Source organism: Caulobacter radicis (assembly GCF_003094615.1).
Lineage (GTDB): Bacteria > Pseudomonadota > Alphaproteobacteria > Caulobacterales > Caulobacteraceae > Caulobacter > Caulobacter radicis.
The window spans coordinates 328,599-342,947 of the sequence record NZ_QDKO01000009.1 but is presented as its reverse complement, the minus strand read 5'-3'; the positions used below and the strand labels follow the sequence as shown (position 1 = coordinate 342,947).

Below are 14,349 nucleotides of genomic sequence, written 5' to 3'. Positions count from 1 at the left end.
GTCCACCCAAGTCCCAAGGATACGCGGGACTTCGCGGGAACCGCTCGGGACCGAACAGGCGCGTCTGAGCTTCGCTATGTACGAGGAATTATCGGGGCGTCCATCAGGGCCTCGATCTCAGGATCCGGGCCGATGAAAAGATCATCCGGGAGATCCAGCTTCAGGTGTTCCCAAGCTCCCAGCCGGCGCTGCGCCTTGGGCCCATCAAGCCCTTCCGGCTTCTTCTCGACATTCACCGTAGCGATGATCCTGCCATCGCGGACGAGCGTCATGTCCTCGCCCGCGTCGATTACGGCCAGGAGTTCGTCGAGGCTGTTGAGCTTGGCGATGTCGAACTGGATCGTCATGGGCGAAGCCTAACACGGCCTCGCCCGTCCGACGACTCACCCAGCCCCCAGCGCCACGGCCGTGTGGTAGACGACGAAGGCCGCCAGATAGGCCAAGCCGACCATGTAGAAGAACATGACGGTCGGCCAGATCCAGCTGTTGGTCTCGCGCTTGACCACGCCCAGGGTGGGCAGGCACTGCGGCGCGAACACGTACCAGGCCAGGAACGCCAGGGCGGTGGCCAGCGACCACTGCTGCGACAGCAGGGTGCTCAGCGCATCGTGGGAGTCGGCGTCGCCGCCGACGGCGTAGACGGTGCCCAGCACCGCCACGGCCACTTCGCGGGCGGCCATGCCCGGGATCAGGGCCACGGTCATCTGCCAGTTGAAGCCGATCGGCTCCATGACCGGCGCGATGAACTTACCCACGCGCCCGGCGATGCTGTAGTCGATCGCCGGCCCCGTCGCGCCTTCCGGCGGATAGGGGAAGGTCGACAGCACCCAGACCAGCACCATCAGCGGCAGGATGATGCGGCCGGCGCGGTTCATGAAGATCTTGGCGCGGGTCCACAGGTTCAGCGCCACGTTGCGCGGCTCGGGCCAGCGATAGGTCGGCAGCTCCATCATCAGCGGCTCGGCCGCGCCGCGCCAGAAGATGCGGCGGATGATGGCCGAGACCAGCAGGGCGAAGACGATGCCGGTCGCGAACAGGCCGAACATCACCAGCCCTTGCAGGTTGAAGATCCCCCCGACCGTCTCGCGCGGCACGAAGGCGCCGATGATCAGGGTGTAGACCGGCAGGCGGGCCGAGCAGGTCATCAGCGGCGCGATCAGGATGGTTGTCAGGCGGTCGCGCTTGTTGTCGATCACCCGCGTCGACATGATCCCCGGGATGGCGCAGGCGAAGCTCGACAGCAGCGGGATGAAGGCCCGGCCATGCAGGCCGGCCACGCCCATCAGCTTGTCCAGCAGGAAGGCCGCGCGGGTCATGTAGCCGCTGTCTTCCAGGATCAGGATGAAGAAGAACAGCACCAGGATCTGCGGCAGGAACACCAGCACGCTGCCCACGCCGGCGATCAGGCCGTCGGCGATGAAACTGGCCAGCAAGCCCTCTGGAAGATGCTCGGAGACCAGCCCCGCCAGGGCCGCGAAGCCGGCGTCGATGGCGTCGGCGGGCACGGTCGCCCAGGCGAACACCGACTGGAAGACGGTGAACATCAGGGCGGCCAGGATCAGCAGGCCGGCCACCGGATGCAGCAGCACCGCGTCGATCTTGCCCGTCAGGGTGTCGGGACGCTCGGGCGGGCGCACGCAGTCGCGATAGATGCGCTGGGCCTCGCCGTGAGCGGCGCGGATCTCACTCGCGTTCGGCTCGCGCCAGGTGTTGTCGCCGGCGTTGGAGTGGGTCAGCGTCAGGGTGTCGACCTGGGTCAGCAACTCGTCGAGGCCGCGCTTGCGGGTCGCCACCGTGGTGACGATCGGCGCGCCGATCTCGCGCGACAGCTGCTCCAGATCGATGCGCAGGCCCTGGCGCTGGGCGATGTCGAACATGTTGAGGGCCAGCACGAACGGCCGGCCTACCTGCTTGAGCTCCAGCACCAGGCGCAGCACCAGGCGCAGGTTGGTGGCGTCGGCCACGCAGACCAGCACGTCAGGGGCGGTCTCGCCCGACAGACGGCCGAGCACGGCGTCGCGGGTGACCACCTCGTCGGGGCTGCGAGCGCGCAGGGAGTAGGTGCCCGGCAGGTCGAGGACGCGGATCGTCCGACCGCCCGGCGTGACCAGCTGGCCTTCCTTGCGCTCGACGGTGACGCCGGCGTAGTTGGCCACCTTCTGGCGGGCCCCGGTCAGGGCGTTGAACAGCGCGGTCTTGCCGGAATTCGGATTGCCGACCAGCGCGATGCGCGCGGGCCGGATAGCGGTGTCGGTCAAAGCGTCTATCCGTCGAACTGAACGGTCACGGCGCGCGCCTCGCGGCGGCGCAGGGCCACGCGGGTGTCGTCCACCCGCACGGCGATGGGGTCACGGCCGAAAAGGCCTTCCTGCAGGATCTCGATGCGCGCGCCCTCGACGAAGCCCATCTCCAGCAGGCGGCGCTCCAGCTCGTCGGACGCCACGGCCTCGGCCGCGCCGGTCTCGCCGCGCACCGCGACGATGACGCCGGTCTCGCCGCGCGCGGCCGTGCTCAGGGCGCGGGTCGGCGCGTCGGAAGCAAGGGCGTCATCGGCGGTGAGGACGGCGTCGGACATTCTTGGGCCTCGCGGCGAAAAGTTGCGAACGATTATCAGCCCCAACCGCCACTGTCGATGAAAGATGCCCCTTAAGAACGCCGGTCGCGGAAAAAATTAACAGGCATGGCGCGGCGTAATGGCCCAGCAGCGTTAATCTATTCGACTCAAGGCCGCTCCGGTTGCATTAATTTTTGCAAGCGATTCGTAGGGACCCGAAATGCGAAGGCTCAAGCTGGCTCTGCTGACCGGCGCCTATCTTTGCCTGGCTCTTATCGTCTCCCTGCTGCTGTGGCGCATGGGGGCGACCCCTGCTGTCGGCCTGTCGGCCTTCATCGGGTCGCTGGGCCTGTGCTTCGCGTCCCACGGCATCATCGGCGGCATGTTCGACAACGCCCAGCTGAAGCTGGACATCGAGACCGTGCGCGAGGCCCACGGCATCCTGGTCGAGCAGATCGAGAAGATCGACGCGCGCATGACCAGCCTCGTGGAAAGCGTCGCCGAGGACGCCGAGAAGCGCTCGGCCGAGCTGACCAGCGAGGTCCACCAGCTGGAAGACCTGATGCAGCGCATGAGCGAGCGCCTGGAAAGCCAGCTGACCCATCAGGTCGCGGCCGCCCGCCACGACGCCCGCGGCCGCGGCGCCGCCGCTCCGGTCAACGCCGTGCTGGAAGCCGTGCAGGACGCCCTGGCCGAGAACCGCGTCGACCTCTACCTGCAGCCGGTCGTCAGCCTGCCCCAGCGCCGCACCGTCTTCTACGAAAGCTTCTCGCGCCTGCGCGACGAGACCGGCCGCGTGATGATGCCGGCCGAGTACCTGGCCGTGGCCGAGCCGGAAGGCCTGATGACGGCTGTCGACAACCTGCTGCTGTTCCGCTGCGTGCAGATCGTGCGCCGCCTGGCCAAGCAGGACCGCAAGGTCGGCATCTTCTGCAACATCTCGCTGGCCAGCCTGGCCGACGAAACCTTCTTCCCGCAGTTCCTCGAATTCCTGCAGGGCAACAAGGACCTGGCCGGCTCGCTGATCTTCGAGCTGGGCCAGACCGCCTTCAACCAGCGCGGCCCGGTCGAGGCCCGTCACATGGCCCGCCTCGCCAGCCTCGGCTTCCAGTTCAGCCTCGACAAGGTCGTGGACCTGGATCTGGACTTCCAGGACCTGGCCCGCGCCGACGTCAAGTTCGTCAAGGTCGGCGCCCAGCTGATCCTCGAGCAGCTGGAAGAGCAGGACGGCAAGCTGGTGCTCAGCTCGCTGCCCGACCTCAACGCCGCCGACTTCGCCGCCCTGATGCGCCGCTACGGCGTCGAGGTGATCGCCGAGAAGGTCGAGGGCGAACGCCAGATCGCCGAGATCCTCGATCTCGACATCGGCTACGGCCAGGGCCACCTGTTCGGCGAGCCGCGCGCCATCCGCGACGCCGTCCTGGCCGAGACCGATCCCCCGGCCGACTTCGTCCAGGCCCCGCTGCGCCGCCGCGCCGCCAACTGGTAGGCCAGGCCGCTTCACGAGACTTCAAGCCGCCGCCGGATCGCTCCGGCGGCGGTTTTCGTTTGACCGCAAGCATCGGAATGACGCGACCGGGCGACGGCGCGATCCTGTCGGCAGATCCGAAAGGAGCCCGACATGACCACCGCCTATCAAACCGACGACGACCGCTGGGCCGCCATCGAGCGTCGCGACCGCGCCGCCGACGGCGCCTTCTTCTGCGGCGTGCGCACCACCGGCGTCTATTGCCGCCCCAGCTGCGCGGGCCGGCCGCTGCGCCGCAACGTCGCCTTCTACGAGACCCGGGAAGCCGCCCGCGCCGCCGGCCTGCGCGCCTGCCTGCGCTGCCGCCCCGACGAGCCGATCGAGACCCTGGCTTACGGCTTTGGTCAGACGCCCCTGGGCCTGGCCCTGGCCGCAACCTCGCAGACGGGCCTGGCCCTGCTGATCCTCGGCGACGACCGCGCGGCGATGGCCGAGGGCCTGGCCGCCCGCTTTCCCCGCGCCCGGCTGGTCGAGGATGACGACGGCGCCGCCCCGGCCCTGGCCGCCCTGACAGCGGCGATCCAAAGCGGCGCCGGCGCGGACCTCGCGCTCGACGAGCGCGGCACCGAGCTGCAGCGCGCCGTCTGGAAGGCCCTGCGGGACATCCCCGCCGGGTCCACGGCCTCCTACGCCCAGGTCGCCCGCGCCATCGGCCGGCCCGAAGCCGTGCGCGCCGTGGCCCAGGCCTGCGGCGCCAATCCGTTGGCGGTGCTGACGCCCTGCCACCGCGTGGTGCGCTCGGACGGCGCCCTTTCCGGCTATCGCTGGGGCGTGGAACGCAAGAAGGCTCTTCTGGAGCGGGAGCGCGCGGCTTGAGCCTGGACTGGACGCGTATCGCCGCCGAGCTCGACGCCCGGGGCTGGGCCCTGACCGGCCCGGTCCTGACGCCGAAGACCTGCGCCAGGGTCGCCGGCCTCTACCCCGAGGACGCGCCGTTCCGCAGCCGGGTGGTCATGGCCCGCCACGGCTTCGGGCGCGGCGAATACAGGTATTTCGCCTATCCGCTGCCCGAGACGGTCCAGAGGCTGCGGGCCGGCCTCTATCCGCCGCTGGCCGCCATCGCCAACGGCTGGATGGCGCGGCTGGGCGAGGAGCTGCGCTTTCCAGAGGCGCTGGACGACATGCTCAAGCGCTGTCACGCGGCCGGCCAGGCGCGGCCTACGCCGCTGCTGCTGACCTACGGTCCCGGCGACTACAACTGCCTGCACCAGGACCTCTACGGCGAGCATGTCTTCCCCCTGCAGGCCGCCTTTCTGCTCGACCAGCCGGGCCGCGACTTCGAGGGCGGCGAGTTCGTCATCGTCGAACAGCGCCCCCGCCAGCAGTCGGCAGCCCAGGTCGTGCCGTTGGGCCAGGGCGAGGGCGTGATCTTCGCCGTGCGCGAGCGGCCGGCCGAGGGAACGCGGGGCGTCCATCGCCGCATCCTGCGCCATGGCGTCAGCGCGGTGCGGAGCGGGACCCGCAGGACGCTGGGCATGATCTTCCACGACGCGACGTGAGGTGCGAACCCGTTGCTGGATCGCGCCCACGCACCATATGAGCGGGCGCGCGGTCCTGCGGGAAGGCCAGCGCGACGCCATTGACGCTCCCGCCTATGACCGGTACCCGCCCAATCCATGATCGACTTTCCCGCCGGCCTCTCCGCCCTGACCGACCGCTATGACGTGGTGCTCTGCGACGTCTGGGGCGTCATCCACAACGGGGTTCGCAACTTCCCCGAGGCCTGCGAGGCGCTGGAGCGGTTCAATGCTGACCACGGGCCGGTGGTGCTGATCTCCAACGCCCCGCGCCCCTCGCAGGACGTGCTGTCCCAGCTGGACGGCCTGAAGGTTCAGCGCGAGGCCTGGAGCGCCTTCGTCACCAGCGGCGACGCCACCCGCTCTCTGCTGACGCCGCGCGCGGGCGAGAAGGTCTGGAAGATCGGCCCCGAGCGCGACGCGCCGCTGTGGGCGGGCCTCGACCTGACGCTCGCCGGCTGCGAGGACGCCGACTTCATCCTGTGCTCGGGCCTCTACGACGACGAGACCGAAACCCCCGAGGACTATCGCGACCGCCTGAAGGTGGCCGCTGATCGCGGCCTGCTGTTCATCTGCGCCAATCCCGACCGCGTGGTGCAGCGCGGCGACAAGCTGATCTTCTGCGCCGGCGCCCTGGCCGACCTCTATGAGGAGCTGGGCGGCCAGGTGGTGATGGCCGGCAAGCCGTTCGCGGCGATCTACGACCTCGCCCTCGCCGAAGCCGAGCGCCTGAAGGGCGGCCCGGTGGACCGCTCGCGCGTGCTGTGCGTCGGCGACGGGATCATCACCGACGTCTTGGGCGCCGAGAACCAGAAGCTGGCCTGCCTGTTCGTCGCCAAGGGCATCCATGGCGACAAGGCCCTGGGCCCCGACGGCCTGCTGGCGCCGGAAGCCGTAGCCAAGCTGCTGGCGGCCGAAAGCGTCGGCGCCACGCACGCCATCGCCGATCTGGTCTGGTGAAGACGGATCGAACGGCTACAAAGCCTGTCCAAGATCAATAAGAACGCAGGATCGGGGATCGCATGGGTCTCTTTCTCGAGGACTTGAGCGTCGGCCAGGCGGCCGAGTTCAGCCGCACCGTGGGCGAAGCCGACATCCAGGCCTTCGCCGACGTCACCGGCGACACCAATCCCGTCCACCTCGACGCCGACTACGCCGCCACGACGAGCTTCGGCGAGCGCATCGCCCACGGCATGCTGTCGGCCGGCTATATCTCGGCGGCGCTGGGCACCACCCTGCCCGGCCCCGGCGCGGTCTATCTGTCGCAGTCGCTGAACTTCAAGCGCCCCGTGCGCATCGGCGACACCGTGGTGGTCAAGGTCGCGGTCACCGCCATCGACGAGGCCAAGGGCCGCGTGACCCTGTCGACCACCTGCATCGTCGGCAGGAAGGCCGTGGTCGACGGCGAGGCCGTGGTCCTGGTTCCGAAGAAGGGCGCCTGAGCATGGATCCGCGCGTGCGCCTGAAGATCGTCCACGGCTGGAAGGACGTCTCCCCCGAGGAGAAGGGCGCGGCCGTGGCGCTGGGCAATTTCGACGGCGTGCATCGCGGCCACCAGCAGGTGATCGCCGAGGCCGCCAGGGCCGCGCGCGAGCTGAAGGTCCCGCTGGGCGTGGTCACCTTCGACCCGCACCCCCGGCGCCTGTTTCGCCCCACCGAGCCGGCGTTCCGGCTGATGACCATCGAGCAGCAGGCCCGCCTGCTGAGCGATCTGGGCGTGGACTTCCTCTACCTGCTGCCGTTCGACTTCGAGATGGCCACGCTGGACGACCGCGCCTTCGCCGAGCGGGTCCTGCACCAGGGCCTGGGGATCAGGCACGTGGCCGTCGGCTTCGACATCTCGTTCGGCAAGGGCCGCACCGGCAGCCCGCAGGCGATGAAGGCCTATGGCGAGGAACTGGGCTTCTCGGTCTCGGTGGCCGAGCCGGTCGCCAATCGCGACGGCGAGAAGTTCTCGTCCACCGGCGTGCGCGAGGCCCTGCGGGCCGGCCATCCTGAGGAAGCCGCCCGGATCCTGGGCCGCCCCTTCGCCATCGAGGGCGTCGTGCGCCGCGGCCAGCAGCTGGGCCGCCAGCTGGGCTTTCCCACCGCCAATGTCGAGATCGTCGACTACGTGGTGCCGAAACTCGGCGTCTACGCCACCCGCACGCGCCTGCCCGACGGCCGGGTGATCCCGGGCGTCGCCAACCTCGGCAACAACCCGACCACGGGCGAGGTCGAGACGCGGCTGGAGACCTGGCTGTTCGACTTCGACGAGGACCTCTACGGCCAGGTCATCGAAACCCAGCTGATCGCCTTCCTGCGTCCCGAACTGAAGTTCGACAGCATCGAGCTGATGATCCAGCAGATCCGCTGCGACGAGACCCAGGCGCGAGCGATCGTCGCGCCGGGGTTTTAAAGACGAGGCGACTCCACAAGGAACCTCCCCCTCTGGGGGAGGCGATCGCGAAGCGATCGGTGGGGGGTGTGAATGCAGAAAAGGCCGGCGCGGCGGAAGCTGAAAACTTCCCCCCCACCGGCCTTCGGCCGCCTCCCCCACAGGGGGAGGTTCCTCGAAACTCGACCCGTTAGCGGATCACCGAATCCCCGGCACGTGCAGCGCCGCCTCGCGCTCGGCCTTCTGGGCGTAGGCCAGATCGCCGTACTTGGCGTATTCCATCCGGGCGATGGTGCGGCAGTGCACCTCGTCGGGGCCATCGGCCAGGCGCAGGGTGCGGATGCCGGCATAGAGCTTGGCCAGGCCGTAGTCGGTGGTGACGCCGCCGCCGCCGTGGGCCTGGATGGCGTCGTCGATCACCTTGAGCGCGATACGCGGCGCGGCGACCTTGATCATCGCGATCTCGAGCCGGGCGGCCTTGTTGCCGGCCTTGTCCATCATGTCGGCGGCTTTCAGGCACAGCAGGCGGCACATCTCGATGTCGATGCGGGCCTCGGCGATGCGCTGCTCCCACACCGAGTGCTCGGAGATGTACTTGCCGAAGGCCTTCCGGGTCATCAGGCGCTTGACCATCTTCTCCAGCGCCACCTCGGCGGCGCCGATGGTGCGCATGCAGTGGTGGATGCGGCCGGGACCAAGGCGGCCCTGCGCGATCTCGAAGCCGCGCCCCTCGCCCAGGATCAGGCCGTCCTCGACCGGCACGCGCACGTCCTTCAGGATCACCTCGGCATGGCCGTGCGGGGCGTCGTCGTAGCCGAACACCGGCAGCATGCGCACCACCTCGATGCCCGGCGCGTCCAGCGGCACCAGCACCTGGCTCTGCTGCTGGTGGGTCGAGGCGGTCGGATCGGTCTTGCCCATGACGATGGCGACCTTGCAGCGCGGGTCGCCCACGCCCGAGGACCACCACTTGCGGCCGTTGATGACGTAGTCGTCGCCGTCGCGCTCGATGCGGGTTTCGATGTTGGTGGCGTCGGAGCTGGCCACCGCCGGCTCGGTCATCAGGAAGGCCGAGCGGATCTGACCGTTCATCAGCGGGCGCAGCCAGCGCTCCTTCTGCGCCAGCGTGCCGTAGCGCATCAGCACTTCCATGTTGCCGGTGTCGGGCGCCGAGCAGTTGAAGACCTCAGACGCGAAGCCGATCTTGCCCAGCTGTTCGGCGATCAGGCTGTATTCGAGGTTGGTCAGTTGCACGCCCTCGAACTGGAACGTGTCGTCGACATGCGTCTGGCCGCTGTGGGGCGGCATGAAGAAGTTCCACAGCCCCTCGGCCTTGGCCTTCTGCTTCAGGTCCTCCAGCACCTGGACGACCTTCCAGCGCTGGTCGGCGGGAACGTCCATCTCGGCTTCGTAGACGGGGACGGCCGGACGCACGTGCGTCTCGATGAAGCCGTTCACCCGGTCGAGGAATTCCCGCTGGCGGGGAGAGATGTCGAAGTCCATGGCGTTCCCGATCCCTGGTTCAAACACTTGTTTGAAGCATGTGTAGCACCGAGTTGACGGGCGCGGCAAGCGGGCGTTGCGGCCGGTTTGAACGTTCGCGTCGTCTTGCGCCCGGATGCTCGCCAGACGGCTTGCCAGCCGCCCGCTCCTGGCGGAAAACACCGGTCATGAACCTGACCATCAAGCCCCTCGAAGGCCGCTACGTCCGGCTGGAACCGATCACCCCCGACCTGCGCGACGAGCTGCGCGGCGCCATCGACTGCGATCCCTCCAGCTGGGAGATCATGTCGGTCAACGGCTGCGGCGAGGGCTTCGAGGACTGGTGGGGCGCGCTGCTGGGCGAAAGCGACCGCGGCGAGCGGGTCGGCTTCGCCATCCGCCGCAAGTCGGACGGCAAGATCGTCGGCACCTCGAGCTACCTCAACATCCGCCGACTGCACAAAGGCCTGGAGATCGGCTCGACCTTCCTGCACCCCGACGCCCGCTCGGGCCCGGTGAACCCCGAATCCAAGCGCCTCTTGCTAGGCCACGCCTTCGACGCCGGCGTCATCCGGGTCGAGTTCATGATCGACGTGCGCAACGCCCGCAGCCAGGCCGCGGTCGAGAAGCTGGGCGCCAGCAAGGAAGGCGTGCTGCGCAGCCACAAGATCACCTGGACCGGCCACGTGCGCGACACCGCCGTGTTCTCGATCACCGATTTCGACTGGCCGGGCGTCAAGCAGCGCCTGGAGTTCCGCCTCAGCGAAGACTTCGTTTAGAGCTCACGGCGCGCGGGAAAACCGGGGTGTCGCCAGCGCCATAGGCGAAAGCGATTGCGACACCCTGCCGCACCTATACCTGAGCAATACATAAAAAACCGCCGTTATCCTTCTCTCGTAAGGATTTCGCCAAGCATTGGCGGTCAAATTACCGGCCATGACGGCCATTGCCTGCCTGCGTATCCTGCTCACCGCCGCGGAGACGGCGGGCGCCAGCGTCCCCCCCGCCCATGTGGAGGCGGCCGCCGACCTCTATCTCAAGCACCGCTGGAAGCACCCGCGCCGCTACGGCGTCGTCGCGCCCCTGGCCTTCGTGCTGGCCGACACCAAGGCCGAAAAGCTCGATCCCGAGGAAATGCAGGCGCTGGCGATCGAGCTGGAGACCTCGCTGTTCCCCGGCCGCAAGAGCGGCCAGGTCTGCCTGATGACCTTCGAGGGCGACGAGAACGCCGTGCTGCAGTTCGCCAGCCTGTCGCAGGGCGAGCTGGCGGGCCTGATGGCCGGCCGCGGCTATTCCGGCGCGCCGGGCCACGTGCAGGTGATCACCGCCGAAGAGATTCGCGCCGTCCCCAGCGCCCCGCCGGAAGCCCCGCCCGCGCCGCAGGCCAAGCCGGCCGCGACCACCGCGCCGATCGAGGCGCCGCCCAAGGCCAAGCCGGCGCCGGCCAAGCCCGCCGCCGCCCCGGTCCGCCCGGTCGCCGCCGTTCCGCCGCCCAAGCCGGCCGCGTCGCTGACAACCGGCTGGCGCGCGATCTATCACCTGCCCACCGAGAGCGTCGTCGGCGCGGTGCTCGGCCACAAGGCCGACCTGGCCGCCCCGCGCCCGGAAGAGGACGGCGAACTCCTCGCCCGCGACCTCACCGGCCTCAACGACGCCCAGTTCGGCTTCCCGACGGTCAAGACGGGCGAAGGCGCCCTGTTCCTGCCGCTCAGCTTCTGGAACCTGACGACCCCGGCCTCGCAGGAGGCCTACAAGCGTCGCCTGTCGCGCTATCCGCTCGACCTGCAACCGCGCCTGGGGGCCACCGTCTACGACACCCCGCGCGAGCCCTCGATGGGCCTGCTGCAGCAGATCCGCGCCTTCCTGCACGGCTCGTTCGCCTATATCGACCTCTGCATCTCCGACCCGAACTTCCCGGTGAACACCCTGCCGGGCGACATCGCCTCCAGCATCACCCTGGAACTGCGCGACGAGCCCGACGCCGAGCGGATCAAGGCCATAGCCCTCTTCGCCTCGCGCCAGTCGGTCTATCGCGCCAAGGGCGTGCACCAGGGCGTGCTGGGCGTGCGCAACGCCAAGGAATTGGACGCCTGCCGCGCCGCCGGGCTGGGCTACGTCACCGGCCTGGCCGTCAGCGCCCTGCTAGACAAGCCGCCGGCCCTGGGCGCCAATCCGGCCGACGCCCTGCCTCTCCAAGCCGCCTGACAAGCTCGAAAACCAGCGTTCGCGACGCTGGGTCGCAGCCAACCCATAACGCGTGGTAACCACCATCGCGCAACCTGGGCGGCATGACCGCCATCGCCTGCCTGAAAGTCTTCGTCGGCGAAGACCCCGTCGAGACCGAGCGTAACGCAGCCCTGATCGCCAAGGTCGCCGCCGACTATCTGAAGGGCGCGTGGCTGGCCCCGCGCCGCCACGGCCTGGTCGCCCCGTTCTCGTTCGTGCTGGCCGATCCCCGCGCCACGCGGCTTGACGCCCGCGAACTCCAGGCCCTGGCCCGGGCGCTGCAACACAAGCTGTTCGGCGACGACGACGACGGCGAGATCGTGATGCTGATGTTCGAGGGCGACCAGCACGAGGTGATGCGCTTCGCCGGCCTGCCGCCCCGCCAGCTGTCTCTGCTGCTGGCGGGCGAGGAGGACGCCTCGCTGGCCGGACGGGTCTGCCGCATCACCCCGCGCGACGTGCGCTCGGTCATGCCCTTCGGCGGGCCGATCACCGGCGTGCCGACCATGGAGGCCCTGGCGCGCCTGTGCCCGCGCCCGCCGCCGGCCCGCGTGGCCTGGCGCGGCGTCTATCACGTCGGCCGCGAACTGTTCGTCGGCAATGTCGGGGTCTGGCGCGAAGCCGGGCTCGCGGGGCGCCCCTACGAGATCTATGTCGACGGCCAGCGCCAGCAGCACGACCTGGCGATCCTCAAGGCGGCCATCGCCGCCATCGGTCCCAATTCGGGGGTCACCTACCTGCCTATCGGCTTTTCCTCGGCGCTGAAGCCCTCCCTGCGCGCCGAGCTGGAAGCCTGCCTGCGCACCCTGCCCCGCGACCTGCGCGGGCGGCTGGCGGCGGGGGTCTACGGCGTGCCGCGTGCGCCCTCCTTCGTGGCCCTGGGCCAGATGAAGGCGTTCCTGGACCCCTATTTCAGCCGCGTGGACCTGCGCATCAGCGATCCGGCCTTCAAGGTCGACGACCTGGCGCCGGGCCTGGCCGCCAGCGTCACCTTCACCCCCGAGGGCGAGGTCGAGGCCAGCCGCATCGCCGCCATCGGCCGCTTCCTCAAGGACGCTCCGGCCTATCGCCGCCGCCAGGTCTGGCAGGGCGTCAGCGACCTGCGCAGCCCGCGTGAACTGCTCGCCGCCCTCGACCAGGGCGCGCCGTTCGTCAGCGGCCCGCTGGTCACCGACCTGCTGGAGGCCCCGGTCAACGTCACGCCCTACGCCAAGGGCCAGCTGCCGCTCTACGGCTGGACGGCCGAGGCCGCGGCCTGAGCCCTATTCGTCCCAGGTCAGCACCACGCTCTGGGCCGAGCGCTCGTGCGGCCCGTGGAAAACCGCCTCGATGTTGTTGCCGTCGGGATCCAGCAGGAAGGCGGCGTAGTAGCCGGGATGATACGCCCGCTCGCCCGGCCCGCCGTTGTCGCGACCGCCGGCGGCCAGGCCCGCCTCGTGGAAACGCTGAACCATCGCCCGGTCCTTGGCCTGGAAAGCCAGGTGGATGTGCGTCGCCGGCTCGCCCGCGTCGATCCAAAGCTCGTCGGCCGAGAGGTGATCGGCCTGGTCGTCGTACTCGACGCCGATCACCTCCAGCACGGCCTTGTAGAAGCGCTTGGTCGCGTCCAGATCCCCGGCGCGCAGTTGGACGTGGTCGATCATTCGGCCGCGGTGCAGTTGCATGGGCATCTCCTGTGATCGGGCGGGAAACGCTCGGGCGGAAAACCGGTTCGGCTCCGCTTGGCGCAGGAGACCGTGCCGCGGCCTGGCGTCAGGAACGCCCGAACAGCTTACCCAGGAGCGACGACTTGGGCTTGGCCGCCGGCGGGGCCGCCGCCTCCGCCTCGCCATCGAGATAGCTCAGGAATAGCGCCTCGACCGGCTCGTTGCGCTCGGCCCGGCTCGGCCCGAACTCGCAATAGAGGGTCTCGGGATCGCCATCCCGGCCGATGGTCTGGCCCGCGCTGATCACCGGCCCGCGATCGAGCAGGTAGTTCAGCACGGCGTTCAGCTGCTCGTTGACCTGCTGGGCGGTACGCGGCGCGTTCCATATCTCGATCTCGTAGCCGACGAAGGGCTGCATGCCGCCGGTCGACATGGAGACGTCGCCGTCCTCCAGGCTGTGCAGGGCGCAATGCGTCCAGAACATGATCGGTACCTGATCCCGCGCGATGAAGCGCAGGTCGCCGCGTACGTTGTCAGGCGTGAAGAGAGTGCCGACCACGCCGTTCCAGACGGCGACGACCGAGGGGTTGTCGTGGATCACCAGCGCCGCGATCAGCGTGCTGACCTTGGCCCGCAGCACCGCCGCCTTCCAGCCGTCCGTCGCACCGCCGGCGATCAGCCAATGCCCGCGATGCGCAGCCGCCCGTTCGCCTTCCTGGTACCACCAGGATCGAGCGCGCGCCTCGTCCACAAGACCGGCGTCGAGCGGGACAGAGATGTCCATCAGCGTCACCAGCCCGCCCGTCGGCCCCTCGGCGATCAAGCCCAGGGTCTCGCTGACGACGGCGTCCGGATCACCATCGAGCCCGGGCGCCGTATGGGTCCAGGTGTTCTCCTCGTCGAACTCGTTGAGCGCGTCCACGAGCTTGTTGACTCGGATGTTCAGCGGACCATCGACGAGCAGGGCGATCATTCAAGCGACTCCGAAAGCTGAAAACTCAACCCTCGGAATAGAAGCC

The 14,349-nt window shown here is 69.2% G+C and carries 15 protein-coding genes; 9 read left to right on the top strand and 6 right to left on the bottom strand.

Translation table 11 applies throughout. From position 1 onward, the window contains the following. Positions 1-74 precede the first annotated feature (74 nt). From DDF62_RS03930 to DDF62_RS03920, 3 genes are read right to left on the bottom strand one after another with little or no spacing between them, the layout of a single operon-like run. Entirely contained in the window at positions 75-347 is a 273-nt protein-coding gene (locus DDF62_RS03930) for a hypothetical protein (protein WP_116487900.1), read from the bottom strand. 36 nt (positions 348-383) lie between these two features. After that, the gene (feoB, locus tag DDF62_RS03925) at positions 384-2,267 is read right to left on the bottom strand and encodes a ferrous iron transport protein B (protein ID WP_165832182.1); all 1,884 of its coding nucleotides are present in this window, start codon (positions 2,265-2,267) and stop codon (positions 384-386) included. Continuing rightward, a complete protein-coding gene (locus DDF62_RS03920) occupies positions 2,264-2,575 on the bottom strand; it encodes a FeoA family protein (RefSeq protein WP_116487898.1) in 312 nt (103 codons plus the stop codon). The genes feoB and DDF62_RS03920 overlap by 4 nt, the downstream gene beginning before the upstream one ends. Positions 2,576-2,774: 199 nt before the next feature. Between DDF62_RS03920 and tipF the strand changes: the two genes are divergently transcribed. From tipF to DDF62_RS03890, 6 genes are all read left to right on the top strand, one after another. Further along, positions 2,775-4,043: a flagella assembly cyclic-di-GMP phosphodiesterase TipF gene (gene tipF, locus DDF62_RS03915; protein WP_116487897.1), complete on the top strand. Its 1,269-nt coding sequence runs from the start codon at positions 2,775-2,777 to the stop codon at positions 4,041-4,043. A gap of 132 nt (positions 4,044-4,175) precedes the next feature. Continuing rightward, positions 4,176-4,898 carry a methylated-DNA--[protein]-cysteine S-methyltransferase gene (locus DDF62_RS03910; protein WP_116487896.1) on the top strand — a complete coding sequence of 241 codons (723 nt, stop codon included), beginning with the start codon at positions 4,176-4,178 and terminating at the stop codon, positions 4,896-4,898. Further along, positions 4,895-5,581: a 2OG-Fe(II) oxygenase gene (locus DDF62_RS03905; RefSeq protein ID WP_116487895.1), complete on the top strand. Its 687-nt coding sequence runs from the start codon at positions 4,895-4,897 to the stop codon at positions 5,579-5,581. Before DDF62_RS03910 ends, DDF62_RS03905 begins: the two co-directional genes overlap by 4 nt. A 117-nt stretch (positions 5,582-5,698) precedes the next feature. Beyond that, positions 5,699-6,559 carry a TIGR01459 family HAD-type hydrolase gene (locus DDF62_RS03900; RefSeq protein ID WP_116487894.1) on the top strand — a complete coding sequence of 287 codons (861 nt, stop codon included), beginning with the start codon at positions 5,699-5,701 and terminating at the stop codon, positions 6,557-6,559. A 62-nt stretch (positions 6,560-6,621) separates the two neighbouring features. After that, a complete protein-coding gene (locus DDF62_RS03895) occupies positions 6,622-7,041 on the top strand; it encodes a MaoC family dehydratase (protein ID WP_058347678.1) in 420 nt (139 codons plus the stop codon). 14 nt (positions 7,042-7,055) lie between these two features. Next, positions 7,056-7,997, top strand: coding sequence for a bifunctional riboflavin kinase/FAD synthetase (locus DDF62_RS03890; protein ID WP_116488202.1), 942 nt, complete (start codon positions 7,056-7,058; stop codon positions 7,995-7,997). A gap of 177 nt (positions 7,998-8,174) precedes the next feature. On the opposite strand, the gene DDF62_RS03885 is transcribed toward DDF62_RS03890, so the two are convergent. Next, positions 8,175-9,479, bottom strand: a complete 1,305-nt coding sequence (locus DDF62_RS03885) for an acyl-CoA dehydrogenase family protein (protein WP_116487893.1) — start codon at positions 9,477-9,479, stop codon at positions 8,175-8,177. A gap of 167 nt (positions 9,480-9,646) precedes the next feature. On the opposite strand from DDF62_RS03885, the gene DDF62_RS03880 reads away from it, so the two are divergent. The 3 genes from DDF62_RS03880 (at position 9,647) to DDF62_RS03870 (ending at position 12,943) form a co-directional block, all read left to right on the top strand. Beyond that, a complete protein-coding gene (locus DDF62_RS03880) occupies positions 9,647-10,237 on the top strand; it encodes a GNAT family N-acetyltransferase (RefSeq protein ID WP_116487892.1) in 591 nt (196 codons plus the stop codon). A gap of 157 nt (positions 10,238-10,394) precedes the next feature. Next, complete coding sequence (locus tag DDF62_RS03875; protein ID WP_116487891.1) at positions 10,395-11,663, top strand: hypothetical protein; 1,269 nt, start codon at positions 10,395-10,397, stop codon at positions 11,661-11,663. 83 nt (positions 11,664-11,746) lie between these two features. Then, positions 11,747-12,943: a hypothetical protein gene (locus DDF62_RS03870; RefSeq protein ID WP_116487890.1), complete on the top strand. Its 1,197-nt coding sequence runs from the start codon at positions 11,747-11,749 to the stop codon at positions 12,941-12,943. A 3-nt stretch (positions 12,944-12,946) separates the two neighbouring features. Here the strand turns inward: DDF62_RS03870 and DDF62_RS03865 are convergent, their stop codons facing one another. Both DDF62_RS03865 and DDF62_RS03860 read right to left on the bottom strand, forming a co-directional pair. Continuing rightward, positions 12,947-13,348 carry a VOC family protein gene (locus DDF62_RS03865; protein ID WP_116487889.1) on the bottom strand — a complete coding sequence of 134 codons (402 nt, stop codon included), beginning with the start codon at positions 13,346-13,348 and terminating at the stop codon, positions 12,947-12,949. Between the two features lie 88 nt (positions 13,349-13,436). Continuing rightward, a complete protein-coding gene (locus DDF62_RS03860) occupies positions 13,437-14,303 on the bottom strand; it encodes a DUF4261 domain-containing protein (RefSeq protein ID WP_116487888.1) in 867 nt (288 codons plus the stop codon). Between the last annotated feature and the right edge of the window lie 46 nt (positions 14,304-14,349).